Here is a 26,369-nt window from a genome sequence, read left to right on the forward strand (position 1 = left end):
TTGCGATCATCGGAAGATGAAAGAATATAGGATGGCCGTTGCAGAAACAATTGCTGCGAAAATGAGTGTAATACGCAGGTTCCCCGCGTAAGCCTCCCCGGCTGTTTGAACAGGCGTTCCACAGTGAGAACAAACCGTCGATCCCGCTGGAAACCAACCTTCGCAGACGTGGCACATAATCATCTTGGTCTTCGTCATATCGTCACACGCCCCCGAACTGAGAGTGGCTTCAATAGTGAAGTCATGTTGCCTTGCGATGAGAATTATAATGCAAAAGCGGTAGCGCCGCCACGGGAACCATCAGGCGGGCCAAAAAGACAGCAATAGGGGCTTTGACCAAGAGGCAACACATGATTTTCGCGTCCACAAAAGCCGAAACAAACCCAACCCGTCCACAATGTGCGATTTCGCGGATATTGGCCGACTAACAGCGGCCAAAGGTCAAGAAAATGACGGACCCGCGCTTAGAACGAGCGCAATGGAAGCTTTGCGATGAGAACATGGCATGTCTATCGCGTGACGGACATGCCAAGCTCCGCAGAATATCAATCAATAGAGGGGCCCGTGCGCTACGCTGACATTACTCGAAAACGAATGCCAGCCGCTTACCCGTAAGCTTCCCCAGTTGCTGAAGACGGCCCTCAAGACGCTCACCAGCGAAATCGCAATAGTCGTGCGGCACGACGAATTCCAGATCGAGATCCGGGTTGTCAGACTTTCGAAACCGCAGATGATCGACCACACCGGGCATGGAGGCCGAGAACAGGTAGACGACACGCAGTAATCCGCCCAGCAGCTTGGCAAGCTCTAGCAGGCGAGGACCGGCCATGTCGGCAAGCGACTGCGTCGTGCCGTTATCGTTCAGGCCTTCGAAGCGATAGTAATTGGCAAGCGCAATGAAAGCCCGCCCTGGATGGGTGATCGACACGAAGGATGAATGGGCAATGACGTTCAGCGCCTGAAGCCCACGGTAATCTGGATGAGCGCGCCAGCTGATATCTGCGAGCAGGCAAGCTGCTTGCCGGTATCGGCCTTCTTCTTCGGTTTCATCGATGCCGAAAACCGGCACGGTTCTACCGGTCCAATCCGCCAGTTCGCGCGCGTGCTCAGGCGAACGGGCGCGCAAAACCGCCAGTTCATCGGCCGCGACAAGCAGTGGATCGGCAGCTTGATCAGTCTCGGAGAGAAGCGAATAGAGATAACCTTCACGCACACCTTGTGCCGAAAAGGCAATCTTCGCTGGCCTCATGACCTCCAAAACCTCACGCATCGCGATCGCACCAAAGGGCAGAAGCGAGCGGCGGTTCTTGGAAACGGCCTGCCAGGCCGGGTCCTTGCTGTCCTTGGAGGCGATGACCTCATTCAAGAAGTTCAACATTTCCTGAAGCGGAAGCTCATAGCCCTGCATCATATGCAGGGGATAATGGGTGATCTCCATATGCAGCTTGGCGATGTTGCGCCAGGTGCCACCGACGGCATAGAAGGTCCGGCCTTCGCCGGCCGCCAGCAAATCGCCACTCTTCTTGACCTGCTTTTTGGCAAAAGCCGTCGCCTTTTCGAGAGAGCCACCTGCCTGTTCGGAGAGCCTCAAACCGCCGAGCGGCAGCGTGATCCCCTGGCCGCAGATATTTCCCTTGATGTCGATCAATTCGAGCGATCCGCCGCCCAAGTCGCCGGCAATGCCATCGGGATCGTAAAATCCGCTGATGACGCCATAGGCCGAGTAAAGTGCCTCGCGCTCGCCGGAAAGAACTTCGATCTCGCAACCGAGAATGGCTTCCGCATCGCGAATGAAGTCGGGTCCGTTTTCCGCTTCTCGGGCCGCTGCTGTGGCCAGGACGTGCACCTGGGTCGCCTGTGCCTGATCGGACAGTGCGCGGAAACGGCGCAGCGTCATCAGCGCTCGCCGCACCCCTTCGTCGTCCATACGTCCGGTCAGGGCCAAGCCTTTGCCAAGGCCACAGAGAACCTTTTCGTTGAACAGCACCACAGGCGCGCGAGATAGGCCTTCATAAACGACAAGGCGAACCGAGTTCGAACCGATATCGATGACGGAAACGGGAGCATGGCCGACGAGCCGCCCCTGTGCTTCTGATCGTGTCATTCAGCCTGTTTCTTGCGGGAAGAGATCAACCCGGCAATCAGTTTTGGCGCACTGGATTTCAAAGCTTCACCACGTCCGGACAGGCTGGGATTGGTCATGAAATAGTGCTGCGCGTTGAACGGTTCCTCGCCCTTGCGCACCTCGATACGCCTGGACGTTCCGTCGGGAAGTATCTCGTAGCTTTGCTGGTTGTCAATGAGATTGCCGAGCATGATCTGTGAAAGAACCTGCTCATGCACAGTTGGATTGACGAGCGGAACGAGGGTCTCGACGCGACGATCGAGGTTTCGCGGCATCATGTCGGCGGAGCCGATATAGACCAGCGCCTTGTCCGATGGCAGGCCGTGACCATTGCCGAAGCAGAAGATGCGGCTGTGTTCCAGAAAGCGGCCGACGATCGATTTGACGCGAATATTGTCCGATAGACCCGGCACCTGCGGGCGAAGGCAGCAAATGCCGCGTACCACGAGATCGATTTCCACGCCTGCCGCACTGGCGCGGTAGAGCGCGTCGATGATCTCCGGATCGACCAGAGAATTCATCTTCATCCAGATGGCAGCCGGCGCACCATTCTTGGCGTGCTCGATTTCGTCGTTGATGTGCTTGAGGATGCGCGGGCGCAGCGTATAGGGCGAGACCGCCAGCTTCATGCCTTCTTCCGGCTCGCCATAACCGGTGATGAAGTTGAAGATATTGGCCATGTCATGGGCAATCTTCGGATTGCAGGTGAAGAACGACAGGTCGGTATAGATCTTCGCCGTAACAGGGTGGTAGTTGCCGGTGCCGAGGTGGCAATAGGTGCGCAGCTTGCCATCTTCACGGCGCACAACCATCGACATCTTCGCGTGGGTCTTGAGCTCGATGAAGCCGAACACGACCTGCACGCCCGCACGCTCCAGATCGCGCGCCCAGCGGATATTGGCCTCTTCGTCGAAGCGCGCCTTCAATTCCACGAGTGCCGTCACCGACTTTCCGAGTTCGGCAGCGTCGATCAGCGCACGAACGATCGGGCTGTCATTGGAGGTACGGTAAAGCGTCTGCTTGATTGCCAGAACGTCCGGATCGCGCGCGGCCTGCAGCAGGAACTGCACGACAACGTCGAAGCTTTCGTAAGGGTGGTGAACCACCATGTCCTTTTCGCGGATAGCGGCAAGGCAGTCGCCCATATGTTCACGAACACGCTCCGGGAAGCGGGCATTATAGGCTTCGAACTTGAGGTCTTCTCTCGGGGCCTTGGCAAGCTCAGAGATGGTGTTCAGCGCCAGAAGACCAGGCAGAACCGCCACACGATTTTCCGGCACGTCGAGTTCGTGGACCACGAACTGGCGCAAGGAATGCGGCATTTCACTGTCGGTCTCGATACGGATCACCGAACCGCGACGACGGCGTTTCAGCGCGCTTTCAAAGTAGCGCACCAGATCTTCAGCCTCTTCTTCCAGCTCGATATCGCTGTCACGAATAATGCGGAAGGTGCCGAAGCCACGAACGGTATATCCAGGGTAAAGCCTGTGGATGAAAAGACCGACCGTATCTTCCAGCGTGATGTATCGGATCGCTGTCTTGTCGTCGGGCAAGCGGATGAAGCGGTCGAGTGCGGTCGGCAGACGCAAGAGCGCCGTCATCGGCTCGCGGCCATTGACGCTGTCAAGCTGCAGACCCATCGAGAAGCCGAGATTTGGGATGAAGGGGAACGGGTGCGCCGGATCGATGGAGAGCGGCGTCAGAACCGGGAAAATTCGCTCCTCGAACTCGTTCTCAAGCCAGGTGCGGTCTTCGTCCGAAAGCGCGCCGGGGCGAACGATATAGATATCTTCCTTGGCGAGGTACTGCTGCAGGACGGCAAGCGAGGCCTGCTGCTCCATCTGCAGATTGTCGATTTCCTTCAGGATGTCTTCAAGCTGCTCGGCCGGCGTCTTTCCGTCCGGGGTTTTCATGGTCACCGACTGGCGCACCTGGCCTTCGAGGCCGGCGACGCGCACCATGAAGAATTCATCGAGGTTGGCGGCGGAAATGGAAAGGAAGCGCAGTCTTTCCAGAAGCGGATGCGCGGGGTTCAGCGTTTCTTCCAGAACACGGCGGTTGAACTGCAGCCAGGAGAATTCGCGGTTCACAAATCGAGTGGGGCTCTCCCAGAGATTTTCAACCTCCGTTGCCTGTGCCGACTGACCGCCTTCCAACTCTTCCTGCACCGCCGAATCCATCAAGTCGCCCACCCTTTGTCCAGTTTCCATGCCCGTATAACAGTTTGACGACGGAACTATGACAGTCAATCGTCCTGTGAAGCGGCACCCAATTCGTTCAGAACTTCTGCCGCCAACGACCGGCTGATGCGCGTGCCACGAGAAAGCGCCAGTCGATCCAGCCGCTCCACGATGATCTGCGCCGTATCCAGCGACCGCTCCATTCGCGCCACGATATAGCTGACGAGTTTGTCATCCATGTAAAGCTGACGGTCGGCGAAGAGTTTCATCAGCACTTGCGCCAAAAGGTTCTCGTCCGGCTCGCCGATCTCCACCACAGTCGCCGCTTTCAGGCGTGAGCGCAGATCCGGCAGCTTGACGGGCCAGGTAGCCGGCCAATGCCGTGTCGTGATCAAAAGCGACGTTCCGTTTTCCCGCACGCTGTTGATGACGTGGAAAAGCTCGGTGTCGTCGAAGCCGACACGATCGGCATCTTCAAGCAGGACGGGCGCCTTCTCGGCAGCGCGTGCGGCATCCGATCCCGGTTGAGGATTGATCGCCACGGCACCGCTGGTGTTCTTCCAGATCGCAGCAAGATGCGATTTTCCAGACCCTGGAGGGCCGGCAAGAATGACGACCGGAGACGGCCATTTCGGCCATTCATCGACGATACTGACGGCCGCATCCAATGGAGCGGCGACCAGCAAATCCTCGCGACCGGTGGCGCTACTATGAGAGAAGGCCAGCGGCAACTGTTCGGCTTTGGGCCGGAACGGGCCGGGCTTATCACTTTCGTTCATCAATCGGCTCTGGAATCGATCTGCGCATCGATCTTCGGCGAAGGCACGATATCGGGTTGCCAAGGCAGATTGGCCGCGCGTCCATGATAGAGATCGCTTTCCAGATATCGAGACAAGGCAAAGCGAACCAGAACGCCAACCGCGGCCGCTGCCGGCACAGCCACCAACAGGCCGACAAAGCCGAACAGCGCGCCGAAAGCAAAGAGCGCAAACATCAACCACACCGGATGCAGACCGACGCTGCTGCCGACCAACTTCGGCTGAAGAATATTGCCCTCGATGAACTGGCCCGAGAAGAATACTGCCAGCGTCAGGATGACATAGATATAATCCGGCCAGAACTGAACAAGCGCCACGCCAACGGCAAGAACCAGCCCCACCATCGAGCCAATATAGGGAATGAAGCTGATGGCGCCGGCAAACATGCCGATCAGGAGACCGAAGTTCAGGCCGACAAGCGAGAGGCCAACGGCGTAATAGACGCCGAGAATGATGCAGAGCGAGCCTTGGCCCCGGATAAAGCCGGCAATGGTCGCATCCATGTCACGGGCGATTTGACGCACCGTTGCAACATGATCGCGCGGTACCCAGCTGTCGACCTTGTCGATCATTCGGTCCCAGTCGAGCAGCAGATAGAAGGCGACGACGGGGGTGACGACGAGCAACGAAATAACGTCGACCAGCGACTTGCCCGAGTTCCAGATCTGGGTCAGCAAGGTGCCGATAAAACCCGCACCTTCCGTCAAAAGCTTGGAGAAGTTTTCCTTGACGGTGTCGATCTGAGCGCTGACCCAGGACGGAAGCAGATTGGTATCGGCACCGGCAATCAGGTTTTGGAGCGCGGAGATGTAGGATGGGATCCGACTGATGAAGTCCGACGCCTGTGCGGCGATCAACGGAATGATGATGATCAATGACAGCGCGAAGAGGAGCACGAAGGAGATGAGGATGAATACGCTCGCCATCATCCGGCTCAAACCGCGACGCTCCAACCAGTCGGCGACCGGATCCAGGAAGTAAGCAAGCGCCATGCCCGCAACGAAGGGCAGCAAAATGGAGCTGAACACCATCAGGAAGACGACGAAAACGACAAGCGCACCCAGCCAGAAGAATATCTGGCGTCTTAGATTGATGCCTCTGATCTGTGGCTGCATCTCATTTTCCTTCGCGGCACGTGACGCCTCATAACGCACTGCAACGAGATAGGATGCCCCGAGGGGAGAGGTCAAGGGTGACGACAGGTGGTCAGACACCTCAACAGCGCATTGCTCAAGGCCTCGACGCGGGCAAAAAGGCGCGAAAAACATTGGCTGCAGCGCTCTTATGCTTGCATCGACACCCGTCTCATGCGAATGGCGAGCCCAACAAAACCAGCGGAGACGAGAGCCATGAGCCAGTCAGGCAAGAACGGTCTTACCTACAGCGATGCAGGCGTCGATATCGATGCCGGAAACCTGATGGTCGAGAAGATCAAGCCGGCCGTCCGCTCCACTCGCCGCCCAGGTGCAGATGGCGAAATCGGCGGTTTCGGCGGCCTGTTCGATCTCAAAGCTGCGGGCTTCACCGACCCGGTTCTGGTTGCCGCCAATGATGGCGTCGGCACCAAGCTAAAAATTGCGATCGACGCGAATTTCCACGACACCGTCGGCATTGATCTCGTCGCCATGTGCGTCAACGATCTTGTCGTTCAGGGTGCAGAGCCGCTCTTCTTCCTAGACTATTTTGCCACCGGAAAGCTCGATCCGGATCAGGGTGCAGCGATTGTCAACGGCATCGCCGCAGGTTGCCTGGAATCCGGTTGTGCGCTGATCGGCGGGGAGACGGCTGAAATGCCAGGCATGTATTCCGATGGAGACTATGATCTCGCGGGCTTTGCAGTCGGCGCTGCCGAACGCGGAAAGCTTCTGCCGGCAGGCGACATTGCTGAAGGCGACGTGATCCTCGGCCTTTCGTCATCGGGCGTTCACTCCAACGGCTTCTCGCTGGTGCGCAAGATCGTGTCGCTCTCCGGCCTCGGCTGGGATGCGCCCGCTCCTTTCGCCGAAGGTAAGAAGCTCGGCGAAGCGCTGCTCACGCCAACCCGCATCTATGTGAAGCCGCTTCTAAAGGCGATCCGCGAGACGGGCGCGCTGAAGGCGCTCGCCCACATCACCGGCGGCGGTTTTCCAGAAAACATTCCGCGGGTGCTGCCTAAGCATCTCGCCGCAGAGATCGATCTCGAATCCATTAAAGTACCTGCCGTCTTCTCGTGGCTCGCCAAGACCGGCGGCGTTGCGGCGAATGAAATGCTGCGCACCTTCAACTGCGGCGTCGGCATGATCGTCGTCGTTTCCGCCGAGAATGCCAAGACGGTGACGGACGCCTTGACGGCGCAAGGCGAGACCGTCTTCCCGCTTGGGCGCATGGTTGCCCGTGAAGAGGGCGCGCATGGCACGATCTACAAGGGTACGCTCGCGCTATGAGCGTCAGCGCTCCCCGCAAGCGTGTCGTCGTCTTCATTTCCGGCAGCGGCTCCAACATGGTAGCGCTGGCACAAGCCTGCCGTGACCCGGATTTTCCGGCCGAAATCACCTGCGTCATCTCCGACAAGCCGACGGCAGGCGGCCTTGCCAAGGCGCAAGGCTTTGGCATTCCGACGCTGGTCTTCGAGCGCAAGAATTATGCGAGCAAGAGCGAGCATGAAGCTGCAATCCTGGCAGCGCTCGGCGAGCTTGCGCCTGACATCATCTGCCTTGCCGGCTATATGCGTCTGATCTCGGGCGCGTTTATTGCGCCTTATGAGGGACGGATCATCAATATCCATCCCTCGCTCCTGCCGCTCTTTCCGGGCCTCCACACGCATCAACGCGCCATCGACAGCGGCACGAAAATCACCGGCTGTACAGTGCATTTCGTAACAGAGGGCATGGATGAGGGACCGGTTATCGGCCAGGCCGCCGTGCCGGTAACGGCTGGCGACACGGCTGAGAGCCTCGCCGCCCGCGTTCTGACGGTTGAGCACAAGCTTTATCCGCTGTCACTGCGCTTGCTGGCTGAAGGTAAAGTGCGGATGGAAGGCGGGAAGGTCGTCCGGAGTACAGACAGCAGTTCCGAACTCCAGACGCTCATCTCCGTCTAACGGCGGATGTTAGCCAAAAGTCGTGATGACCGGGTCGCCATCCCATATGGAAGACGACCCCACAGCATCCTCACCAGCGCTGCAACCCAAGCAGCTTTTCACCCAGCGGGTTAAGTTTTGCCGTCTGCGCATTGTGCTTTTCCCACTCGCGCGGATCCCCGGGAAATGCATCGCGGCGCGGGTGATCGCGCTCTTTCCACAGCCGAATGCGCTCCAGTCGTTCCGTCTCGTTATCGAACTCGGCAGGATGCATGGAGATGTATTGCGCCATGCGCACCCGATCATCGGAGTGATTGGGTCTAACGCCGTGCGCCAGAAGCGAGTTGAAGAGCATTAGATCTCCCGGCTCCATGTCGATATTGACGATCGAAAGACCGGTCATGTCCGGATGCATCGGGTCACGATCCTCAGGCTGTGTCTCCACCCACTCGTCAAAATGCTCGAAAAGATACGGGACGCATTGGAAGCCCCCGACATCGCCGTCCTGCTTCTGGAGACTGAGCACACCTTGTACGCCAATCGGCAAGGGCCGGATGGACGTATCGACATCCCAGTGGATGAAGCCGTTCGGATTACCCTTCACTTTTTTGGGTGGGTTGAGATTGGCACGGTCAATCGTCACCCACAGGTCTTCCCTATCCCAGATATCGACGAAAATATCATAGACGCGCTGCTCCATGCGGTTATCCCAGAGATACTGATGGTTATAGATCTCCAGCATGCCGGTATTGTTGAGCTCCTTCATCTTGTGTTCGCGCCGCTGCGGCGCGTACCAGGTGGAAGGATCTTTCGGATCCTTCTCGTCAAAGCGCCAAAGCAGATCGACAAGCCGCTCGACATTGGCCGCAGGCACCGCCTGGCGGACAATGATATAGCCCTTGGTAATCCAATGCTCCCAATCGGCCTGCGATAAAACCCGCAGCGGCAAGGTTTTGTGGATATCCTTAAGCTGCGTTGTGGCAGTGGTCGTCGGATGGCTGTCGCGTTTCAGTGCTGCGTTAGCTTGCATGTTCCTCTCCCATCGAAATCTCCCTGAACAACAGGCGATGGATGCAGAATAAGCGATGCGAGCTATTTGTGTTGTCGAAGACGGGCCAATTTTGATACTATTCTGGCGTCTCCAACTTGGTGAGTGCGCGATGCGGCCTTATCTTGAACACCTGCCCTTGCCGCCCGGTTCATCCTGGAGCAGGCTGAACAGGCGTCTTGAAGACGGCATTCCATTCGAGTGGCATCACCATCCTGAATTCGAACTCACACTGACACTGAACTCCCGCGGCCAACGCTTTATCGGCGACCATGTGGATCGCTACGACGATGGCGATCTCGTTCTCATCGGACCGAACCTGCCGCACACATGGGCATCCCGGGATAAAATTCGGGAAGGCGAACCGCATAGCGCACTCGTCTTCTGGTTCAGCCGTGCATGGATTGAGCAGTTGACGACCGAAACGGTGGAGTTGCGCCCCGTCCGCCGCCTGATCGACCGCGCTGGCGGTGGTCTTGCTTTCGATCCGTCCATCGGCCTGTCGCTGGCGGCGGATTTCCAATCCATTTATTCCAGGCCACCAGCCCAGAGCCTCTTCGGCCTGCTCGACATTCTGCTGCGCATCTCGGTACTCGAGGCGCAACCACTTTCAGCAACCGCGCCGCCGCAGGCTGAGGCCAGTCGCGAGCGGATCGATCGCGTGTTGCAGCACCTGCATCATTCCTATCAACAGCCATTGCGCATGGAAGATCTCGCCGAGATCGCCGCGCTCAGCGTTTCAGGCCTCCATCGGCTCTTTCGCAAGCACACGCAGCTCAGTGTTTCGGAGTATCTGATCGGCCTGCGGATCGGCGAAGCCTGCTCGCGACTTTCGGCGACGAACCAGCCCATTCAATTCATCGCGGCAGAAGTAGGCTATGCGTCGCTTGCCAACTTCAACCGGCAGTTCCGCCGTCTGCGCGGCATGTCGCCGCGCGCTTACCGCGCATCGTTTCAGCGTTAGGCGAAGGCAAGGCCAGCTTACAAGCTCGCTCGGTTGAGCATCGCCCATTGCAGCATGATGATTGTCTTGGAGTCGGTGATCTCACCGGTTGCGATCATGCCGTAGGCGACGTCGAGGGACACGGTCAGAACTTCAATGTCCTCCCCCTCGTTTTCGAGACCGCCACCCTCTCCCGCCTTCTCGTCCAGATTGACGCGGGCGTAGAAAAGGCTGACCTTTTCGGTCAATGTGCCGGGGCTTGCATAGGTATCGAAGAGATAGCTCGGCGCGCTGACGGCATAACCCGTCTCTTCCATGGATTCGCGGCGAATGGCCTCATCTGGCTGATCACCATCCGTCAGCCCGGCGGGAATTTCCAGCATGAAGCTTGGATCGCCGTTCGCATAGGCGCCTGGGCGGAACTGGCGCACCAGCACCACTTCCTCCCGTTTTGGATCGAAAAGCAGGATGGCGGCTGCGACGCCGTGGTCGTGGACCTCGCGATGAATGCGGAACGTGCGCCCATCGCGTGCCTGCTGTTCGAAAATCATTGTCTGCAGGTGGATGAAGTTTTTCCAAACTGTCTGCTTTTCGATGAGCTTCACGCGCGCTTCGTCATCGACCTGCGATACTGGAACAGCGGTGGACCAAGTCATGGAAACTCCTGTCAGGCTTTCTTCAGCCACACCTTGTTATCGTGGAACGCCGCGCCGCCATAGGGCGCAACAGCATCGGCGCCCGTCAAGACATTGATGCCCTCGCCATCGAGATGCGCCTTGTTGGGCCATAGCCCTTCAGCGATCAGCACGCCGGGGCGAGCGCCATCGACGATTTTGGCGTGAATGCGCACTTCGCCGCGCGCATTGCCAATCTGCACCACATCACCTTCTGCGATGTCGAGCCGCAGAGCATCGACGGGCGAAATCATCAATTCCGGACGGCCTTCCTTTTGCACCGAGGTCTTGGTTTCCGCAAAGGTCGAATTCAGGAAGTTGCGAGCCGGAGACGTGGCAAGCCGGAAAGGATGTTCGGCGTCCACCCTTTCGATCACATCGACCTGATCGGGGAATTTTGGAAAGGCATCGGCAGGCCCCATGACGCCGATATTTTTCGGAGGCTTGTTGGGCGAAGGTCCGTTCTGCCAGTCCGGGCTGAAACGGAACTTGCCGTCGCCATAGCCAAACCCTTGGAGATAATGGGCAACCTCAAATTCCGGCTGGGCATCGATCCACTTTTCTTCGGCAAGATTGTCGAAGCTGCCCCAACCGCTGGCTTGAAGAATGGTCTCGACGTGGTCGCGTTCACTCAGCCCGAAGCCCGGCATTTGATCGACACTGAGACGCTTGGCGAGTTCTTCGATAACGAAGAGGTTTGTCCGCACAGTCTCAGGCGGCTCGACCAGCTTGGGCCCCAGCAGAATATGGTTCTGGCCACCCGCACGATAGAGATCGTCATGCTCGAGGAACATGGTGGCCGGCAGGACGATATCGGCAATCTCTGCCGTCTCCGTCATGAACTGCTCATGCACGGCGACGAACAGATCCTCGCGCTGGAAGCCTTGGCTGACCAGTCGCTGCTCGGGACAGACATTGGCCGGATTGGTGTTCTGGATCAACATGGCCGTTACCGGCCCGCCACCGCGAAGCGCTTTTGCATCGCCAGTCAGGATGCGACCGACCTGCGACTGGTCGAGCTGGCGGACATTCGGATCGGCATAGGCCGTTCCCATCAACTCCGCCTTGTTCAGCCGGAAGATGTCGCCGTTGTTGTGGAAGGCACCGCCGCCCTCATATTGCCAGGAGCCGAGAACCGTAGCGATCGACAGTGCAGCATGCATGGCAACAGCGCCGTTACGCTGCCTCGCAAAACCATAGCCCAGACGGAAAAAGCTCTTCTTCGTGGTGCCCACGAGCCATGCGAAAGCCTCGATCTCCTCCACCGAAAGCCCGGTGATCTCTGCAGCCCATTGCGGCGTCTTCGACGCAAGATGCACTTCAAGCCCTGCCGGATCGTCGGCGAATTTTTCCATGTAGGCGCGGTCGGCATAACCATCGCGAAAAGCGATATGCATGACGGCGCAGGCAAGCGCCGCATCCGTGCCCGGCCGCACGACCAGCTTCATATCCGCCTGCTTCATCGTTGGATTGTCGTAGATATCGACAACAACGATCTTTGCACCGCGTTCTTTTCGCGCCTTGACCGCATGGGTCATGACGTTGACCTGCGTGGCCACCGCATTGGTGCCCCAGATGACGACGACATCGGCTTTCGCCATCTCGCGCGGGTCCGGCCCGCGCAGCGCGCCGGTGCCCATCACGTAGCCGGTCCATGCCATATTTGTGCAGATGGAGCCGAAGAAGCCTGAATACTTCTTGGCGTGACGAAGACGCTCGATGCTGTCGCGCTGCACCTGCCCCATCGTTCCGGCGTAGAAATAGGGCCAGACGGCTTCCGCGCCATGCGCAGCTTCCGCCTTGATGAAGGCATTGGCGATCTCGTCCAGCGCATCATCCCAGCCAATCTCCTGCCAGTCGCCAGCACCTTTAGCACCCTTGCGACGCTTCGGCGTCAGCAGCCGGCCTGGATGATAAATCCGTTCCGAATAGCGGGCAACCTTGGCGCAGATCACACCTGCCGTGTAGGTGTTGGCATTGGCCCCGCGCACGCGGCCAATGCGGCCATCGGCGTTGATATCGACCTCCAGCGCGCAGGCGCTCGGACAGTCGTGGGGGCATACGGTATGGCCGACGCGGGTGGCTTCGGTCACGGCTTTGGCGGAAATCGGGGTCGCAACGTTCATGGATTTTCTATATGGCATGTCAAAGGCGGCCAAAAGGCCGAAGTGACGCGCATCAAGATAATTCATAAAAGGCATCGTCCCCGATGAACTACCGGCACATCTACCACGCAGGCAACTTTGCCGATGTTCTCAAACACGCCGTTCTCGCGCGGCTCGTCCGATACTTGCAGAACAAGGACAAGGCGTTTCGCGTGCTGGATACGCATGCCGGTATCGGCCTCTACGACCTTTCCTCCGAAGAGGCGCAGAAGACGGGCGAATGGCAGACTGGCATCGGCAAGCTGCTTGAGGCCGATCTTCCGGTCGAGGTGGCCGAACTGATGGAGCCTTATCTCTCAGCCGTGCGCGAATTGAACCCGGAAGGCGGGCTCAAATACTATCCAGGTTCGCCAAAACTTGCTCGTATGCTATTCCGGCCCCAGGACCGGCTTTCGGCAATGGAACTACACCCGGACGATTTTCGCGCGCTGTCACGCCTTTTCGAAGGTGATTATCAGGCGCGCATTACCGAACTCGATGGCTGGCTGTCGCTTGGCGCCCATCTGCCGCCAAAAGAGAAGCGCGGCCTCGTTCTGGTCGACCCGCCCTTTGAGAAGGAAAACGAATATGAGCGCCTGGCGGATGGACTGCACAAGGCCTACCGCCGCTTCGCCACCGGCACCTACTGCCTCTGGTACCCGCTGAAGAAGAACGCGCCTATCAAGGACTTTCATGAGCGCCTGCAATCCTACGAAATCCCGAAAATGCTTTGCACCGAGCTATCGGTCAAAAGTGATCGGCTGGAGGGCTTAAGCGGGTCCGGCCTCATCATCGTCAACCCGCCCTATACGCTGAAGGATGAGCTGCACACGATGCTGCCCGTGCTGAAGTCGATCATTGCGCAGGACCGATACGCGTCGCATCGGGCCTTTTGGCTGCGCGGTGAGGCGTAAAGATCCTACTTCTGTTGTAGCCGCCTCTCTTCGCGCTCGGCAGCTGCAAGCTGCGAACGCTCGAAGAACAGGATGATGAACAGGCCGATGACGAACGGGATGATCAGGTAAAACAGGCGGAAGACGAGGAGCGCGGCAATCACGTCTGCCGGGTTCATATCCGGCAGGCCCATGACGAAGACGAGCTCAAGCACACCCAGCCCTCCCGGCGCATGTGAAATCAGTGCGGCGGAGAAGGAAATCAGGAAAATCCCCAGGATCACCATGAAGCCTGGATTGCCCGCCTCCGGCAGCGCGAAATAGATGATACCGGCCGCGCCGATCAATTCGATCGGCCCGATGACCAACTGCTGCACAACCAGCTTCGGCACGGGGTAGAACAGCGTGAAGGAGCCGATCTTCAGCGGTCTCAGCTTCATGAGGCTGCCCAGAATGTAAAGTGCCACGATTGCGAGCAGCAGGATCCCGGTGGTGCGCGAAGCTTCCACAGGCAGGATATCGACAAAACGCTCGGTGATCTCCGGCTCATAGACCAGGATGAAGCCGACCAGCATGATGGTGCCGATGAGGAAGGTGAAGGAGCAGAGCGCGACCAACACTCCCACTTCCGCCGCACTCAGCCCTCTCGATGTATAGGCGCGGTAGCGTACCACGGCACCTGAAAAGACCGATGCGCCAACATTGTGGGACAGGGCATAGGTGGTGAACGATGTCAGTGTGATGAACAGCCAGCCGACCTTGCGTTTCAGGTGCTGCAAAGCGATGCGGTCGTAACCGGCGAGCGCGGCGTAGGCAACCAGCGTGCAGAGCCCCGACATGAGCCAGTGATGTGTATTGATGGCAATCAGGCTGTCCCAGACATCATCGAGCGAGAGATGGCGCAATTCCTTATAGAGCAGCCACACGGAAAAGCAGATCGTTGCAATCCCAATGACGGGCCAGAGATACTTTTTCATTTTCATGCGGACATGCCCAGGCTCAATCCTCCCTCCGGCTGACAGGTACGCCGGATTCGACAAGCTTATTCACTATACCAACTCCGGTTCAACACGAAGGATGCCGCGGCGATGATTTTTCGGTGGTCTATTTGCCATAGGGGGAAGATGATATAAAACCCGAAGCCTGTTCAACACATCGTCATCCTTGCCAGAAAGACACCGTCCTCGATGAAACAGTATTTCGGTTTTATCGCACTTGGCGCTCTGTCACTGGCAGCTGCTGGCTGGCTTGTCCTCGGTCAACCTCAGCCTGCACCTGGTCCCGTGGTGCCGCGAACTGAGACGCGTCCATCGCCGAGCTCGAGCAACAAAGCAGAAACCTCAGAAGCCGGTTTCGATTTCTATGTCCTGTCGCTCTCCTGGTCTCCGGCCTTCTGCGCCAGTGACGCCGGACGCAATAGCCGGCAACAATGCGGCTCGGAGCGAAAGTTCGGGTTTGTGGTTCACGGGCTCTGGCCTCAAAATACCCAAGGCTATCCGGAATTCTGCGGGGACGACAAACAGGAGCGCGTTCCTGACAATCTCGGTCGAAGCATGTTCGATATCATGCCGTCCATGGGCCTGATCGGCCACCAATGGCGCAAGCACGGCAGTTGCAGCGGCCTGACCCAGAAACAATATTTCGACAAGACGCGCGATGCTTACGACCGCATCAAGCTCCCTGCCGACATCTCGACCGGTGATCGGAGCAAGCGGCTTTCCGCCGACGCCATAGAGGCCGCTTTTGTGAATGCCAATCCAGGCATGACCAAGGGTGGCATCGCCATCAGTTGCGAAGGACCGAGACTGGAGGAGGTCAGGATTTGCCTGTCAAAGGACTTGTCCTTCCGCGACTGCCCTGAGGTCGATCGCCAAGGTTGCCGATCAAATGCCGCAGAGATTATTCCCATCCGTTAGTAAACAGGAAAAACCCAATGGAACTGCTTTATGCTCCAGCCTCTCCCTATTCTGCCAAGGTGCGCATGGCAGCGCGCTATCTGGATATCGGCATCACTGACGTTCGCGTCGACACCAATGCAGAGCCTGCCACGCTGATCGACAACAATCCGCTTGGCAAAATCCCCGTGCTCCTGCACGAAGGCGGCTCAGTCTATGACAGCGTGGCGATTATGCATTATCTCGACCGCGTGTCCGGCGGAAAGCTCTACCCGAAGAAGCACGCCAAGCGGACCGAGGCGGAAATCCTCGAAGCGCTTTGCGATGGTGTGATGGATTGCCTGTTGGCGATCGTCTACGAGAAGCGCTTCCGGCCGGAGGAAAAGGTTCACCAGGAGTGGATCGACAAGCAATGGCGCAAGGTGGTGAAGGCCCTCGATTTCCTCAACGACAATCTGCCGAAGACCGGCAAGAAGCTTCACGGCGGCCACTTTGCGCTGGCCGCGCTGATCGGCTACCTCGACCTGCGGTTCAGTGGTCAATGGGCGGACGGCCGCAAACGGTTGGCAGATTGGCCTGAAAAGTTTGGCAAGAAGTTCAAGCCGTACACCGAACTGAAATCGGCAGGCTGACTGCAGCCCGCTCACTAAAGCATTTAGCGCAAAAGCGTGCAGCGGCTTTGCGTCCCGCTCTGATGTAGAAATAGAAAAGCCGGGGCAAACCCCGGCTTTTCCGCATAGTTTTTGTCAGATTAGAATTTGACGCCGATACCAGCCTTGACGCTGTGATCGTCGAACCCGCGCGAGACATTGCCACCGTTGATGGCGAAGTCCTTGTCCTGATAATCGGTGTAACGATACTCAAGACGTGCCGTGATGTTGTCGGTGACGAGAGCTTCAACACCTGCACCAACCGTGTAGCCGAGAGCCGTCTTGTCGTCCTTGCTGCCGGTTGCGGTGTCACGAATTTCGTTGTTCGAAACTGCAAGACCACCCGTACCGTAGATCAGGAAGGGGTTCATGTCATAACCGACGCGAGCGCGCAGCGAGCCGTTGAGCTTCTGCTTGCCTTCCAGCGTGCCGCCAGCAGAGCCTTTCTCGTCGCCATAAGCGATGTCGGCTTCACCACCGTAAACGATCTGACCGCTCTGCCAGTTGTAACCGCCGTAGAGGCCGCCACCGAAGCCGTCAGCGTCGCGACCGTTGGTGCTGCCGCTGAAACGACCCCAGTCGTAGTTCACGGTACCACCGAGGTAGGCGCCGGACCAATCCTTGATCGGTGCGGGCTGCTCAACTGCGACTGGCGCCTGCGGAACTTCATTGACCGCATCGGCTGCCTGTGCTGCCGAGAAAGCTGCCGCGGCCATGGTAGAAGCCAAAAGTGTTGCAACGATAGTACGCATGCCATTCTCCTTTTCAAACCCGCGGGGGCACTCAAACACTCGGTCCCAAACGCGGTATAAAACAGTTAGTTCCCTGCCCGTCTGGAAATGCAAAATGATGGGGGAATGAGGAAATCACAGAGCCAAAATGTGAATTGATTGAGGCACAGCCGTGACAGAAATTGGACGTTGCCAAAAGGACACAGAAATCCATTAAGGATAATGCATCGTTAATTTAAGCAAAGCGTGTTTTTACTTGTGTTTACATCAAATTAAGCTGGTAAATCTTGCGCCCGATAATTCTGTATAACGCCATCAGAAGGTGGGCAAACCTCACCATTTCGATCTATATCTGAAGCTAATTGTGGAATAAGCAGTGCACAGGTCCGCTTTGACAGAGACTATACCGAAAACCGTCTTGATTACGGGCGCAGCGCGCCGCATTGGCAAAGCCATTGCCGATTATCTTGCTGGCGAGGGGTTTGCGGTTGCGATCCACGCGCGTTCGTCTGTGGCCGAAGCAGAGGAATTCGCTAACACTTTACGGCATAAAGGTGGCAAAGCGGTCGTCCTTCAGGCGGATCTAATGGACGTTTCTTCCACGGCCGAATTGATGGAAGAGGCGACAAAAGCACTGGGACCGGTGGGGGTGCTCGTCAATAACGCTTCTGTCTTTCAAAAGGATGAGGCTGAAACCTTCGACGCCGAGACGTTCGAGGCGCATTTTGCCGTGCATGTGCGCGCCCCTTCCATCCTCTCAGCCGCATTTGCAAGGCAACTGCCGCAAGAGCGTTCCGGCCTGATCGTCAACATCATCGATCAACGCGTATTGGCGCTCAATCCGCGCTTCTACTCCTATACATTGTCCAAGGCAGCACTCTGGGCCGCCACCCAAACCCTCGCGCAAAGCTTTGCGCCGCGCATCAGGGTTAACGCCATCGGGCCCGGCCCGACGTTTAAAAACGAAAGACAGAGCCCCGAGGACTTTCAGGCGCAGGTCGACGCCCTTATATTAAAGAGAGGTCCGAAGCCCGACGAGTTCGGGCGGACGATTCGCTTTCTTTACGATACCCCCTCGATGACCGGCCAGATGATCGCACTCGACGGGGGCCAGCACCTTGGCTGGGAAACCCCGGACGTGGCGGAGATTAATGAATGAACGGAAAGAAGCTGCCGGATGGCGGTGTTCTCTTCGATGAAACCGACGACGATGAAGACGATGTGGCACTCTCCACCGCCGAAACGCCCGTGGAGCGAGACAATGCCGGCATCGACTGGAACGCCGGGTGGAAGAACGAGTCCGGCCTGAAGGGCATGGATCTGATTGGCGAGTTCGTCAAACACCTGCCCAACAATCCCGGCGTCTATCGCATGTTCAACGAGGCTGGCGACGTTCTTTATGTCGGCAAAGCGCGCTCGCTGAAGAAGCGTGTCAGCAATTATGCCCAAGGTCGCGTGCATTCCAATCGCATCGGCCAGATGGTGCGGCTGACGACCCATATGGAATTCGTCACCACCCGCACCGAAACCGAAGCGCTCCTGCTGGAAGCCAACCTCATCAAGCGCTTTCGCCCGCGCTTTAACGTGCTGCTGCGCGATGACAAGTCGTTCCCGTATATTCTGATCACGGCCGACAATCGTGCCCCGGCGATCTTCAAGCACCGCGGCGCCAGAGCCCGCAAGGGCGCCTATTTCGGCCCCTTTGCCTCAGCTGGCGCTGTCGGTCGAACCATCAATTCGCTGCAACGCGCCTTCCTTATCCGCACCTGCACCGACAGTGTCTTTGAAAGCCGCACGCGGCCTTGTCTTCTCTATCAAATTAAGCGCTGTTCGGGGCCCTGCACCCATGAGGTCAGCGACGATGCTTACGCAGAGCTCGTACAGGAGGCCAAGGATTTTCTCTCGGGCAAAAGCCAGAGCGTAAAATCGACGATCGCCCGGCAGATGAACGAGGCGTCGGAAGATCTCGATTTCGAACGCGCCGCCATCTATCGCGATCGTCTTGCCGCACTGTCGCACGTGCAGAGCCATCAGGGTATCAACCCCGCCGGCATCGATGAAGCGGACGTCTTTGCCATACATCACGAAGGTGGTGTTTCCTGCATCCAAGTCTTCTTCTTCCGCACAGGACAGAACTGGGGCAACCGAGCCTATTTCCCGAAGGCCGATCCGTCCCTGCCTGGCTCGGAAATTCTCAATGCCTTCCTGGCGCAGTTCTACGACGACAAGCCTGTGCCGAGACAGATTCTCTTGTCCGAGACTGTAGACGAGCAGGACTTGCTGGCGGCAGCGTTTAGCGAAAAGGCCGGCCACAAAGTCGTCTTGTCGGTGCCACAGCGCGGCGAAAAGAAAGACATTGTCGATCACGTGCTGGGCAATGCCCGTGAGGCTCATGGCCGCAAGCTTGCGGAGACCTCGTCGCAGGCGCGGCTGCTGAAAGGCTTCGCCGAGACATTTGGCATGTCGTATATCCCGCGCCGCATCGAGATTTACGATAACTCGCACATCATGGGCACCAATGCAGTGGGCGGCATGGTGGTGGCGGGGCCGGATGGCTTCGTCAAAAACCAGTATCGCAAGTTCAATATCAAGTCGACGGACATCACCCCCGGGGATGACTTTGGCATGATGCGCGAGGTGATGACGCGGCGTTTTTCTCGCCTGCTGAAAGAGGAAGGCAAGCCCGATCGCGGCCAGCCGGCGTCGCCGGAAGACGCGGCTGACATGCCCTTCCCGGCCTGGCCTGATGTTATCCTCATCGATGGTGGTCAGGGGCAGATGACGGCAGTACGCGCCATTCTGGACGAACTTGGCATTCGCGATTGTGTGACTGCGATTGGCGTCGCCAAGGGCGTTGACCGCGATGCCGGACGCGAGCGCTTCTTTACCGATACACGCAGCGACTTTTCGTTGCCGCCGCGCGATCCCGTTCTCTACTTCGTCCAGCGCCTGCGCGACGAGGCGCACCGCTTTGCCATCGGCTCGCACAGGGCCCGACGCAAGAAAGAGATGATCAAAAATCCTCTCGATGAAGTGAGTGGTATCGGGCCGGGCAGAAAGCGTGCGCTTCTTCAGCATTTCGGCACGGCGAAAGCCGTGTCGCGTGCGGCACTCAGCGACCTGATGGCTGTGGGCGGCATTTCAGAAACTGTCGCAAAACAGATTTACAATCACTTCCATGAGAGCGGCCGCGAGTGACGCGGCGGCTTCTACCGCCGCCCGCTAAAAAAACACAAAGAGGTGTTGACGCTTCCACCTCGGAGCGTCATCAACGCTCTGATATCGATAGACAGGTTTTCCATGGCTTCGCGCGCATATAACATCCCGAACCTCCTGACCTATGGCCGCATTCTGGCCGTACCGGTCATCGTTTTGTGTTTCTTCGTCGAAGGAAAACTCGAAAGTTCGGATTTTGCGCGATGGACCGCGCTGTGGCTGTTCATCATCGCCTCGATCACCGATTTCCTCGACGGCTATCTGGCGCGCATCTGGAACCAGACCTCCAATATCGGCCGCATGCTTGACCCGATCGCCGACAAGCTTTTGATCGCCTCCATCCTGCTGCTGCTCGCAGCCGACGGCACGATTGCAGGCTGGTCGCTCTGGGCAGCCATCACCATCCTTTGCCGTGAAATTCTCGTCTCGGGCCTGCGCGAATATCTTGCGGCCTTGAAGGTGTCCGTGCCTGTAACGCGCATTGCCAAGTGGAAAACCACGATCCAGATGGTAGCAATCGCTTTCCTTCTGGCCGGACCAGCGGGCGACACGATCCTCCCCTACACCACCGAGATCGGCATCGGCCTTCTATGGATCGCAGCGGCGCTGACGATCTATACCGGCTACGATTACTTCAGGGCCGGCCTGCGCCATATCGTGGATGAAGAATAATGACCCATATCGTTTACTTCGCCTGGGTACGCGAAAAGATCGGCAAGTCTGAGGAGGATATCGACCTCCCGGCTGAGGTGAAGACGGCGCGCGAGTTGATCCTTTATCTGAAGACCCTTGGCGAAGAATACGAGGCGGCTTTCGAATATCCGAATGTCATTCGCGTTGCGGTCAATCAAGAGCATATCGAGCACCACGAAAGCATCGTTGGCGCACGGGAGATCGGCATTTTCCCGCCCATGACCGGTGGCTGACCGATGGGCGTGACCCCCACCATCCGGGTGCAGAGGCAGGATTTCGACGCTGCCGCAGAAGCCAGGCTCCTGACCCGAAACGATGCGGGAATCGGTGCCGTCGTGACCTTCACCGGCCTCTGCCGCAACGAGGGCGGGGCGCTTTCTGCATTGGAACTCGAACATTATCCCGGTATGGCAGAAGCGGAAATGACGCGGATCGCGAGGCTTGCCATCGAACGCTTCGAACTTCGTGGCCTGACTGCCATCCACCGCTATGGCAAGATCGCCATCGGCGACAACATCGTTCTCGTCATAGCCGCCTCATCCCACCGCCAAGCCGCTTTCGATGGCGCCAATTTCGTCATGGACTATCTGAAGACCGCTGCCCCGTTCTGGAAGAAGGAGCACGGTACGGATGGTGGCGCGGGTGAATGGGTCTCGGCAAAGGATGCCGATGAGAGCGCCAAGGACAAGTGGCGTTAAAGATCTCGCTCCCCCCAGTGTCATCACTTGGAACCGTCTCAGACTTCGCAGATGAGAAGCCTGAGACATGATCGCTGGCGGTTTTGAGCTGCGCCCTACTTCGCGACCCTGAGCAAGCGTAGCGCATTCATCGTCACAAGCACCGTCGCGCCCGTATCTGCAAGGATTGCCGGCCACAGACCCGTGACACCGATAATGGTGGTGACCAGGAAGACGGCCTTCAGGCCGAGCGAGATCGCAATATTCTGATAGATATTGCGCATAGTCCGCTTGGAAAGATCAATCATCCGGGCGACATCGCCAACGCGCCCATGCAGAATGGCGGCATCGGCTGTTTCCAACGCGACATCTGTTCCGCCCCCCATGGCGATACCGACATCGGCAGCAGCGAGGGCTGGCGCATCGTTGATGCCATCCCCGACCTTACCGACAACGAGACCCTGCTGCTTCAGTTCACCGACGATCCGCTGCTTGTCCTCCGGCAGAAGATCTGCTCGCACCTCAATCCCGAGAGACTTCCCGATAGCGCTTGCCGTGCGGGCATTGTCGCCCGTCAGCATGACGACCTTGACTCCCACCTCCTTCAGCGCCTGCAAACCCTCTGCGGCATCCGCACGCGGCTCATCGCGCATGGCGATCGCACCCGCAAGCCGACCGTCAACAATGAGAACCGACACCGTCTTGCCTTGATCATTGAGTGCGGTGATGGTGGCCTGATCGGCAGCCGGAGTATCGACCATGGCAAGAGCGGCTTTCGCCGAACCGAGAAAGACCGATTGCTCTTCAACGGTTGCAGACACGCCCTTGCCGCCAAGCGCCTTGGCATCCGTTGCGGAGGGCACAAGAATTTTATCTTCGGAAGCCTTTTCCAGAATGGCAATGCCAAGCGGATGGCTCGAGCCTGTTTCAAGCGCTGCTGCCAGACGCAGGACTTCCCGTTCCGACGGCCCGAATGATACCACGTCCGTGACCTTCGGCTTGCCTTCCGTCAGCGTACCCGTCTTGTCGAGCGCCACCGCCGTCAGACGACCGAGCCCTTCCAAGACAGCGCCGCCCTTCAACAACAAGCCTCTGCGCGCGCCTGCCGAAAGCGAGGCGGCGATGGCGGCAGGGGTGGAGATGACGAGCGCGCATGGGCAGCCGATCAGCAGAATGGCAAGTCCCTTGTAGATCCATTCATCCCAGCTCGCGCCCCAGAGAAGCGGCGGTACAAGCGCTACGAGTGCTGCGACGACCACGACGCCCGGCGTGTAGTATTTGGAAAAGCGGTCGATGAAGCGTTCGGTTGGCGCCTTGCTTTCCTGCGCCTCCTCTACCAGCCTGACCACGCGCGCAATCGTATTGTCGGCAGCTGCTGCCGTGACGCGAACCCGCAATGCGGCATCGCCATTGACCGTTCCCGCAAATACGCTGTCGCCAGCATTCTTCTGAACCGGCACGCTTTCGCCTGTGACCGGAGCTTCGTTTATTGCGCTCTCGCCCGAAACGATGACACCATCCGCCGATATGCGGTCGCCCGGACGAACCAGGATGATCGCGCCGGTCTGGAGACTTTCCGCTGGCACTTCACTGGTTTTTCCCGCGTCTTCCAGCAGGGCGGTCTTTGGCACAAGGGCAGCGAGCGATTTGATGCTGTCGCGCGCCTTACCGGCCGCGACACCTTCCAGCAATTCTCCGACCAGAAAGAGAAAAACGACGGCCGCTGATTCTTCCGTGGCGTTGATCGCCAGCGCGCCAACGGCTGCAATCGTCATCAGCATCTCGATGGCGAAAGGCGTGCCAGCCAGCGCCGCCATGATGGCTCGACGCGCAATCGGCACCAGGCCCACCAACATGGCCGCGGCGAAGGCATAAAGCTGAATGGACGGCACGAGATGACCGATTACATAGGCCACCACCAGAGCGGCACCGGCCAGCAGCGTCGCACGGCCCTTCTTGCTTTTCCACCAGGGGCCGTCGCTCGGCCCATGGTCATGGCCATGCAATCCCTCTACAGCAACAGCTCGGTCTCCGTCATCGGGTTTGCCATGTTCGTGGTTATCATGGTTGTGGCCATCGTGCTTGTGGGCATGGCCGGTATGCGTATGGTTCTCACCATCCGCCTGATCATGCGCATGGCCGCCACAGCAGGCGGCGCCATGGCTCACTGACGTTTGGTGATCGACGTGGCGCTCTGCCAGTCGCTCGACCGAGTAGCCAAGGCCGCGAACTTTCTTCCCGATGGCGTCCAGATCGCTCGTCTGATCGTGCCGGATGCTCATGGTTCCCGCGGTGACCGACACCAAGACATCTTCCACGCCCTGCATGCGCCGAACGGCTGTATCGATCTTGCTGGCGCAGGATGCACAATCCATGCCGCCAACCCTAAATCTGGTCTGTAAATCCGTGCTCATCTCGTCGGCCCTCTTAATGCTGACCACGTCTTACGACCTCTAGCCACTAGAGCTACAAGAGCTAAAATGATGTTTTTCGCAGAATACGGCGCGGCATGTGCTACATATATTGTGGCAAGGGAACGGAAGAGATTTGATCCGGCCTTTCCCTTCCACCATTTTTCGCTAAATTATCGGGTGATCAGGCTATCGGCATATCCTCCCTCCCGCCGATATGCCGAGAGAGAGCAATGCCCAGCCAATCGACCGGACTTCTCTACGCCCTCGGGGCGTTCTCAATATTTGCCGTGCAGGATGGCATTTCCAAACATCTTGGCCAGTACTATCCGCCCGTCTTCGTCGTGATGCTGCGCTATTGGGCCTTTGCAGTCTTCGCGGTAATTCTGGCCGCCCGCTCTCACGACGGGCTGCGAGCCACAATGCGCTCCAAGCGGCTATTGCTGCAGATCAGTCGCGGCGTGCTGCTTGCCGCGCAGATCGTTCTTTCGATCTTTTCTTTCAGGCTGGTCGGCCTGGCGCACACGCATTCCATTTTCGCCTGCATCCCGTTGATCGTCGCAGCGCTTTCCGTTCCAATGCTGGGGGAAAAGGTCGGCTGGCGACGCTGGTGCGCCATTCTCGTCGGCTTCATCGGCGTTCTGATCATCATCAACCCTGGCGAAACGGGCTTCGATCTAACCTTCCTGCTGACCTTCGTCGCCGCTTTCATGCTGGCGCTCTATGGCGTGATGACCCGCCTTGCCAGCCGCACAGATACCGCCATGAGCAGCTTCTTTTACACCGGCGTTGCAGGTGCTGCGGCGCTGACGCTGGTTGGCCCATTCTATTGGGTCAACATGGTTCCACACGACTGGCTGTGGATGCTGGCGCTCTGTATTACAGGCATGAGTGGCCACTACTTTTTGATCCGGGCCTTCGAACTGGCGGATGCGGCCTCGGTGCAGCCCTTCTCCTACTATCAGCTCGTGCTCGTCTCCATCGTCGGCGTAACGATCTATGGGGAAGTGCTCACCGCCCATATGGTGATCGGCGCCGCTGTCGTTATTGCAGCGGGTCTTTTCACCATATGGCGCGAGCAACTGACGGCCAGAAAACGGCGACTGCAAGGACTATGACACGGCAGCGGTCTGCTTCTTGGTGTCGGTGGCAGACATGGCCGCCTCGCATCGAAGCAGCATGCCATAAAGATCGCGTGGCTCGTCGGGATCGGCCAGAAGATCGAGTTCTGCAAAGAGACCCGTTTCCTTCAGCTTCGAGCGCACGTAGCGTAGCGCGGAAAAATCCTCGATGGCAAAACCGACACTGTCGAACAGCGTGATCTGCCGCTCGCTCGTGCGTCCGGGAATCTTGCCGGCCATGACCTGCCATAGTTCGATGACAGGATGATCGGCGTCCAATTGCTGGATCTCGCCCTCAATGCGGGTCTGCGGCGGGTACTCGACGAATATATCGGAACGCAGCAGAATATCCCGGTGCAGTTCTGTTTTGCCAGGGCAGTCGCCACCAATCGCATTGATATGGACGCCCGGACCGACCATGTTGTCGGTCAGGATCGTGGCATATTGCTTATCCGCAGTAACGGTAGTGATGATATCGGCGCCTTCGATCGCCTGCTCGGCGCTGTCGCAGATGGTGATTGAAAAGCCCAGCCCGCGTAGGTTTGCCTCGCATTTGCGGCTGGCACCAGGGTCGATATCGTAAAGCCTCAAATGGTCGACGCCGAGAATCGCCTTGAACGCCCTCGCCTGGAACTCGCTTTGCGCACCGTTGCCGATGATCGCCATCGAGCGCGCATCCGCCCGAGCCAGGTGTTTTGCTGCGACAGCCGAGGTGGCAGCGGTTCTGAGCGCCGTCAGGATCGTCATCTCCGACAACAGCATCGGATAGCCGTTGCCGACATCGGACAAAACGCCGAAAGCCGTCACCGTCTGACGGCCGTCGCGGGTGTTTTTCGGATGCCCGTTGACATATTTGAAGCCGTACAGCGTGCCGTCGCTCGTCGGCATCAACTCGATAACCCCTTCCTGAGAGTGGGAAGCAACCCGCGGCGTCTTGTCGAAGCTTTCCCAACGCAGAAAGTCTTCCTCGATCACGTCGGCCAGTTCACGCAGGAAAGTGTCGATGCCAACCTTGAGCACCAGCTTCATCATGTGATCGACGCTGACGAAGGGAACGATGTTGAGTTTCGCAATGGCTGTCATGGTGGGCTC

General features: G+C 58.2%; 23 protein-coding genes. 12 read left to right on the forward strand and 11 right to left on the reverse strand.

The features are described 5' to 3' along the window. Nucleotides 1-580 precede the first annotated feature (580 nt). From ppx to WKI41_RS09960, 4 genes are read right to left on the reverse strand one after another with little or no spacing between them, the layout of a single operon-like run. The gene (gene ppx, locus WKI41_RS09945) at nt 581-2,104 is read right to left on the reverse strand and encodes an exopolyphosphatase (RefSeq protein ID WP_340193326.1); all 1,524 of its coding nucleotides are present in this window, start codon (nt 2,102-2,104) and stop codon (nt 581-583) included. Further along, nucleotides 2,101-4,374, reverse strand: coding sequence for an RNA degradosome polyphosphate kinase (locus WKI41_RS09950; protein ID WP_425341011.1), 2,274 nt, complete (start codon nt 4,372-4,374; stop codon nt 2,101-2,103). The genes ppx and WKI41_RS09950 overlap by 4 nt, the downstream gene beginning before the upstream one ends. Further along, nucleotides 4,371-5,084 carry a DnaA regulatory inactivator HdaA gene (gene hdaA / locus WKI41_RS09955; RefSeq protein WP_340193327.1) on the reverse strand — a complete coding sequence of 238 codons (714 nt, stop codon included), beginning with the start codon at nt 5,082-5,084 and terminating at the stop codon, nt 4,371-4,373. The genes WKI41_RS09950 and hdaA overlap by 4 nt, the downstream gene beginning before the upstream one ends. Then, nucleotides 5,084-6,238 (reverse strand): AI-2E family transporter, encoded by a 1,155-nt coding sequence (locus WKI41_RS09960; RefSeq protein WP_340193328.1) that lies wholly within the window; start codon nt 6,236-6,238, stop codon nt 5,084-5,086. The genes hdaA and WKI41_RS09960 overlap by 1 nt, the downstream gene beginning before the upstream one ends. Nucleotides 6,239-6,472: 234 nt before the next feature. On the opposite strand from WKI41_RS09960, the gene purM reads away from it, so the two are divergent. Continuing rightward, nucleotides 6,473-7,546: a phosphoribosylformylglycinamidine cyclo-ligase gene (gene purM, locus WKI41_RS09965; RefSeq protein ID WP_340193329.1), complete on the forward strand. Its 1,074-nt coding sequence runs from the start codon at nt 6,473-6,475 to the stop codon at nt 7,544-7,546. Then, nucleotides 7,543-8,202, forward strand: coding sequence for a phosphoribosylglycinamide formyltransferase (gene purN, locus WKI41_RS09970; protein ID WP_340193330.1), 660 nt, complete (start codon nt 7,543-7,545; stop codon nt 8,200-8,202). Before purM ends, purN begins: the two co-directional genes overlap by 4 nt. Before the next feature lie 70 nt (nt 8,203-8,272). Here purN and WKI41_RS09975 read toward each other — a convergent pair whose 3' ends face one another. Next, a complete protein-coding gene (locus WKI41_RS09975; RefSeq protein WP_340193331.1) occupies nt 8,273-9,211 on the reverse strand; it encodes a phytanoyl-CoA dioxygenase family protein in 939 nt (312 codons plus the stop codon). Between the two features lie 130 nt (nt 9,212-9,341). Between WKI41_RS09975 and WKI41_RS09980 the strand changes: the two genes are divergently transcribed. Then, nucleotides 9,342-10,193 carry a helix-turn-helix domain-containing protein gene (locus tag WKI41_RS09980; protein WP_340193332.1) on the forward strand — a complete coding sequence of 284 codons (852 nt, stop codon included), beginning with the start codon at nt 9,342-9,344 and terminating at the stop codon, nt 10,191-10,193. Between the two features lie 17 nt (nt 10,194-10,210). Here the strand turns inward: WKI41_RS09980 and WKI41_RS09985 are convergent, their stop codons facing one another. Together WKI41_RS09985 and WKI41_RS09990 are read right to left on the reverse strand one after the other, a co-directional pair. After that, nucleotides 10,211-10,828: an NUDIX domain-containing protein gene (locus WKI41_RS09985; RefSeq protein WP_340193333.1), complete on the reverse strand. Its 618-nt coding sequence runs from the start codon at nt 10,826-10,828 to the stop codon at nt 10,211-10,213. A gap of 11 nt (nt 10,829-10,839) precedes the next feature. After that, nucleotides 10,840-13,038 carry a molybdopterin-containing oxidoreductase family protein gene (locus WKI41_RS09990; RefSeq protein WP_425341012.1) on the reverse strand — a complete coding sequence of 733 codons (2,199 nt, stop codon included), beginning with the start codon at nt 13,036-13,038 and terminating at the stop codon, nt 10,840-10,842. 17 nt (nt 13,039-13,055) lie between these two features. Here WKI41_RS09990 and WKI41_RS09995 point away from each other — a divergent pair, with 17 nt between their 5' ends. Further along, entirely contained in the window at nt 13,056-13,904 is an 849-nt protein-coding gene (locus WKI41_RS09995; protein ID WP_340193334.1) for a 23S rRNA (adenine(2030)-N(6))-methyltransferase RlmJ, read from the forward strand. A 5-nt stretch (nt 13,905-13,909) separates the two neighbouring features. On the opposite strand, the gene WKI41_RS10000 is transcribed toward WKI41_RS09995, so the two are convergent. Continuing rightward, on the reverse strand, nt 13,910-14,866 hold the full coding sequence (locus WKI41_RS10000; protein WP_340193335.1) for a lysylphosphatidylglycerol synthase domain-containing protein: 957 nt from the start codon (nt 14,864-14,866) through the stop codon (nt 13,910-13,912). A gap of 204 nt (nt 14,867-15,070) precedes the next feature. On the opposite strand from WKI41_RS10000, the gene WKI41_RS10005 reads away from it, so the two are divergent. Both WKI41_RS10005 and WKI41_RS10010 read left to right on the forward strand, forming a co-directional pair. Next, nucleotides 15,071-15,799: a ribonuclease T2 family protein gene (locus WKI41_RS10005; RefSeq protein WP_340193336.1), complete on the forward strand. Its 729-nt coding sequence runs from the start codon at nt 15,071-15,073 to the stop codon at nt 15,797-15,799. A gap of 17 nt (nt 15,800-15,816) precedes the next feature. Then, nucleotides 15,817-16,410 carry a glutathione S-transferase family protein gene (locus WKI41_RS10010; RefSeq protein WP_340193337.1) on the forward strand — a complete coding sequence of 198 codons (594 nt, stop codon included), beginning with the start codon at nt 15,817-15,819 and terminating at the stop codon, nt 16,408-16,410. A 119-nt stretch (nt 16,411-16,529) separates the two neighbouring features. Here the strand turns inward: WKI41_RS10010 and WKI41_RS10015 are convergent, their stop codons facing one another. Then, complete coding sequence (locus WKI41_RS10015) at nt 16,530-17,180, reverse strand: outer membrane protein (RefSeq protein ID WP_340193338.1); 651 nt, start codon at nt 17,178-17,180, stop codon at nt 16,530-16,532. 370 nt (nt 17,181-17,550) lie between these two features. On the opposite strand from WKI41_RS10015, the gene WKI41_RS10020 reads away from it, so the two are divergent. The 5 genes from WKI41_RS10020 to WKI41_RS10040 all read left to right on the forward strand — a co-directional run bounded on the left by WKI41_RS10020 (nt 17,551) and on the right by WKI41_RS10040 (nt 21,766). After that, nucleotides 17,551-18,318, forward strand: coding sequence for an SDR family oxidoreductase (locus WKI41_RS10020; protein WP_340193668.1), 768 nt, complete (start codon nt 17,551-17,553; stop codon nt 18,316-18,318). Further along, nucleotides 18,315-20,357 carry an excinuclease ABC subunit UvrC gene (uvrC, locus tag WKI41_RS10025; RefSeq protein ID WP_340193339.1) on the forward strand — a complete coding sequence of 681 codons (2,043 nt, stop codon included), beginning with the start codon at nt 18,315-18,317 and terminating at the stop codon, nt 20,355-20,357. Before WKI41_RS10020 ends, uvrC begins: the two co-directional genes overlap by 4 nt. A gap of 102 nt (nt 20,358-20,459) precedes the next feature. Then, on the forward strand, nt 20,460-21,047 hold the full coding sequence (gene pgsA, locus WKI41_RS10030; protein WP_340193340.1) for a CDP-diacylglycerol--glycerol-3-phosphate 3-phosphatidyltransferase: 588 nt from the start codon (nt 20,460-20,462) through the stop codon (nt 21,045-21,047). Further along, nucleotides 21,047-21,301, forward strand: coding sequence for a molybdopterin converting factor subunit 1 (moaD, locus tag WKI41_RS10035; RefSeq protein ID WP_340193341.1), 255 nt, complete (start codon nt 21,047-21,049; stop codon nt 21,299-21,301). The genes pgsA and moaD overlap by 1 nt, the downstream gene beginning before the upstream one ends. Before the next feature lie 9 nt (nt 21,302-21,310). Next, the gene (locus WKI41_RS10040; protein WP_340193669.1) at nt 21,311-21,766 is read left to right on the forward strand and encodes a molybdenum cofactor biosynthesis protein MoaE; all 456 of its coding nucleotides are present in this window, start codon (nt 21,311-21,313) and stop codon (nt 21,764-21,766) included. 95 nt (nt 21,767-21,861) lie between these two features. On the opposite strand, the gene WKI41_RS10045 is transcribed toward WKI41_RS10040, so the two are convergent. After that, on the reverse strand, nt 21,862-24,159 hold the full coding sequence (locus WKI41_RS10045) for a heavy metal translocating P-type ATPase (protein ID WP_340193342.1): 2,298 nt from the start codon (nt 24,157-24,159) through the stop codon (nt 21,862-21,864). Between the two features lie 230 nt (nt 24,160-24,389). Here WKI41_RS10045 and WKI41_RS10050 point away from each other — a divergent pair, with 230 nt between their 5' ends. Beyond that, nucleotides 24,390-25,274 (forward strand): DMT family transporter, encoded by an 885-nt coding sequence (locus tag WKI41_RS10050; RefSeq protein ID WP_340193343.1) that lies wholly within the window; start codon nt 24,390-24,392, stop codon nt 25,272-25,274. Here WKI41_RS10050 and WKI41_RS10055 read toward each other — a convergent pair. After that, on the reverse strand, nt 25,269-26,360 hold the full coding sequence (locus WKI41_RS10055; RefSeq protein WP_340193344.1) for an ornithine cyclodeaminase: 1,092 nt from the start codon (nt 26,358-26,360) through the stop codon (nt 25,269-25,271). The genes WKI41_RS10050 and WKI41_RS10055 overlap by 6 nt on opposite strands. Nucleotides 26,361-26,369: the final 9 nt, after the last annotated feature.

The organism is Agrobacterium larrymoorei, from assembly GCF_037722385.1.
GTDB lineage: Bacteria > Pseudomonadota > Alphaproteobacteria > Rhizobiales > Rhizobiaceae > Agrobacterium > Agrobacterium larrymoorei_C.

Bases quoted from the DNA above. Each gene is read 5' to 3' on its own strand.
- WKI41_RS09990 (WP_425341012.1), bottom strand. From the start codon at position 13,038: ATGAATTATCTTGATGCGCGTCACTTCGGCCTTTTGGCCGCCTTTGAC.
- hdaA (WP_340193327.1), bottom strand. From the start codon at position 5,084: ATGAACGAAAGTGATAAGCCCGGCCCGTTCCGGCCCAAAGCCGAACAG.
- WKI41_RS10000 (WP_340193335.1), bottom strand. From the start codon at position 14,866: ATGAAAATGAAAAAGTATCTCTGGCCCGTCATTGGGATTGCAACGATC.
- purM (WP_340193329.1), top strand. From the start codon at position 6,473: ATGAGCCAGTCAGGCAAGAACGGTCTTACCTACAGCGATGCAGGCGTC.
- WKI41_RS10010 (WP_340193337.1), top strand. From the start codon at position 15,817: ATGGAACTGCTTTATGCTCCAGCCTCTCCCTATTCTGCCAAGGTGCGC.
- WKI41_RS10005 (WP_340193336.1), top strand. From the start codon at position 15,071: ATGAAACAGTATTTCGGTTTTATCGCACTTGGCGCTCTGTCACTGGCA.
- uvrC (WP_340193339.1), top strand. From the start codon at position 18,315: ATGAACGGAAAGAAGCTGCCGGATGGCGGTGTTCTCTTCGATGAAACC.
- pgsA (WP_340193340.1), top strand. From the start codon at position 20,460: ATGGCTTCGCGCGCATATAACATCCCGAACCTCCTGACCTATGGCCGC.
- WKI41_RS10015 (WP_340193338.1), bottom strand. From the start codon at position 17,180: ATGCGTACTATCGTTGCAACACTTTTGGCTTCTACCATGGCCGCGGCA.
- WKI41_RS10050 (WP_340193343.1), top strand. From the start codon at position 24,390: ATGCCCAGCCAATCGACCGGACTTCTCTACGCCCTCGGGGCGTTCTCA.
- WKI41_RS09975 (WP_340193331.1), bottom strand. From the start codon at position 9,211: ATGCAAGCTAACGCAGCACTGAAACGCGACAGCCATCCGACGACCACT.
- WKI41_RS10055 (WP_340193344.1), bottom strand. From the start codon at position 26,360: ATGACAGCCATTGCGAAACTCAACATCGTTCCCTTCGTCAGCGTCGAT.
- moaD (WP_340193341.1), top strand. From the start codon at position 21,047: ATGACCCATATCGTTTACTTCGCCTGGGTACGCGAAAAGATCGGCAAG.
- WKI41_RS09960 (WP_340193328.1), bottom strand. From the start codon at position 6,238: ATGCAGCCACAGATCAGAGGCATCAATCTAAGACGCCAGATATTCTTC.
- WKI41_RS09980 (WP_340193332.1), top strand. From the start codon at position 9,342: ATGCGGCCTTATCTTGAACACCTGCCCTTGCCGCCCGGTTCATCCTGG.
- WKI41_RS09985 (WP_340193333.1), bottom strand. From the start codon at position 10,828: ATGACTTGGTCCACCGCTGTTCCAGTATCGCAGGTCGATGACGAAGCG.
- purN (WP_340193330.1), top strand. From the start codon at position 7,543: ATGAGCGTCAGCGCTCCCCGCAAGCGTGTCGTCGTCTTCATTTCCGGC.
- WKI41_RS09995 (WP_340193334.1), top strand. From the start codon at position 13,056: ATGAACTACCGGCACATCTACCACGCAGGCAACTTTGCCGATGTTCTC.
- WKI41_RS10045 (WP_340193342.1), bottom strand. From the start codon at position 24,159: ATGAGCACGGATTTACAGACCAGATTTAGGGTTGGCGGCATGGATTGT.
- ppx (WP_340193326.1), bottom strand. From the start codon at position 2,104: ATGACACGATCAGAAGCACAGGGGCGGCTCGTCGGCCATGCTCCCGTT.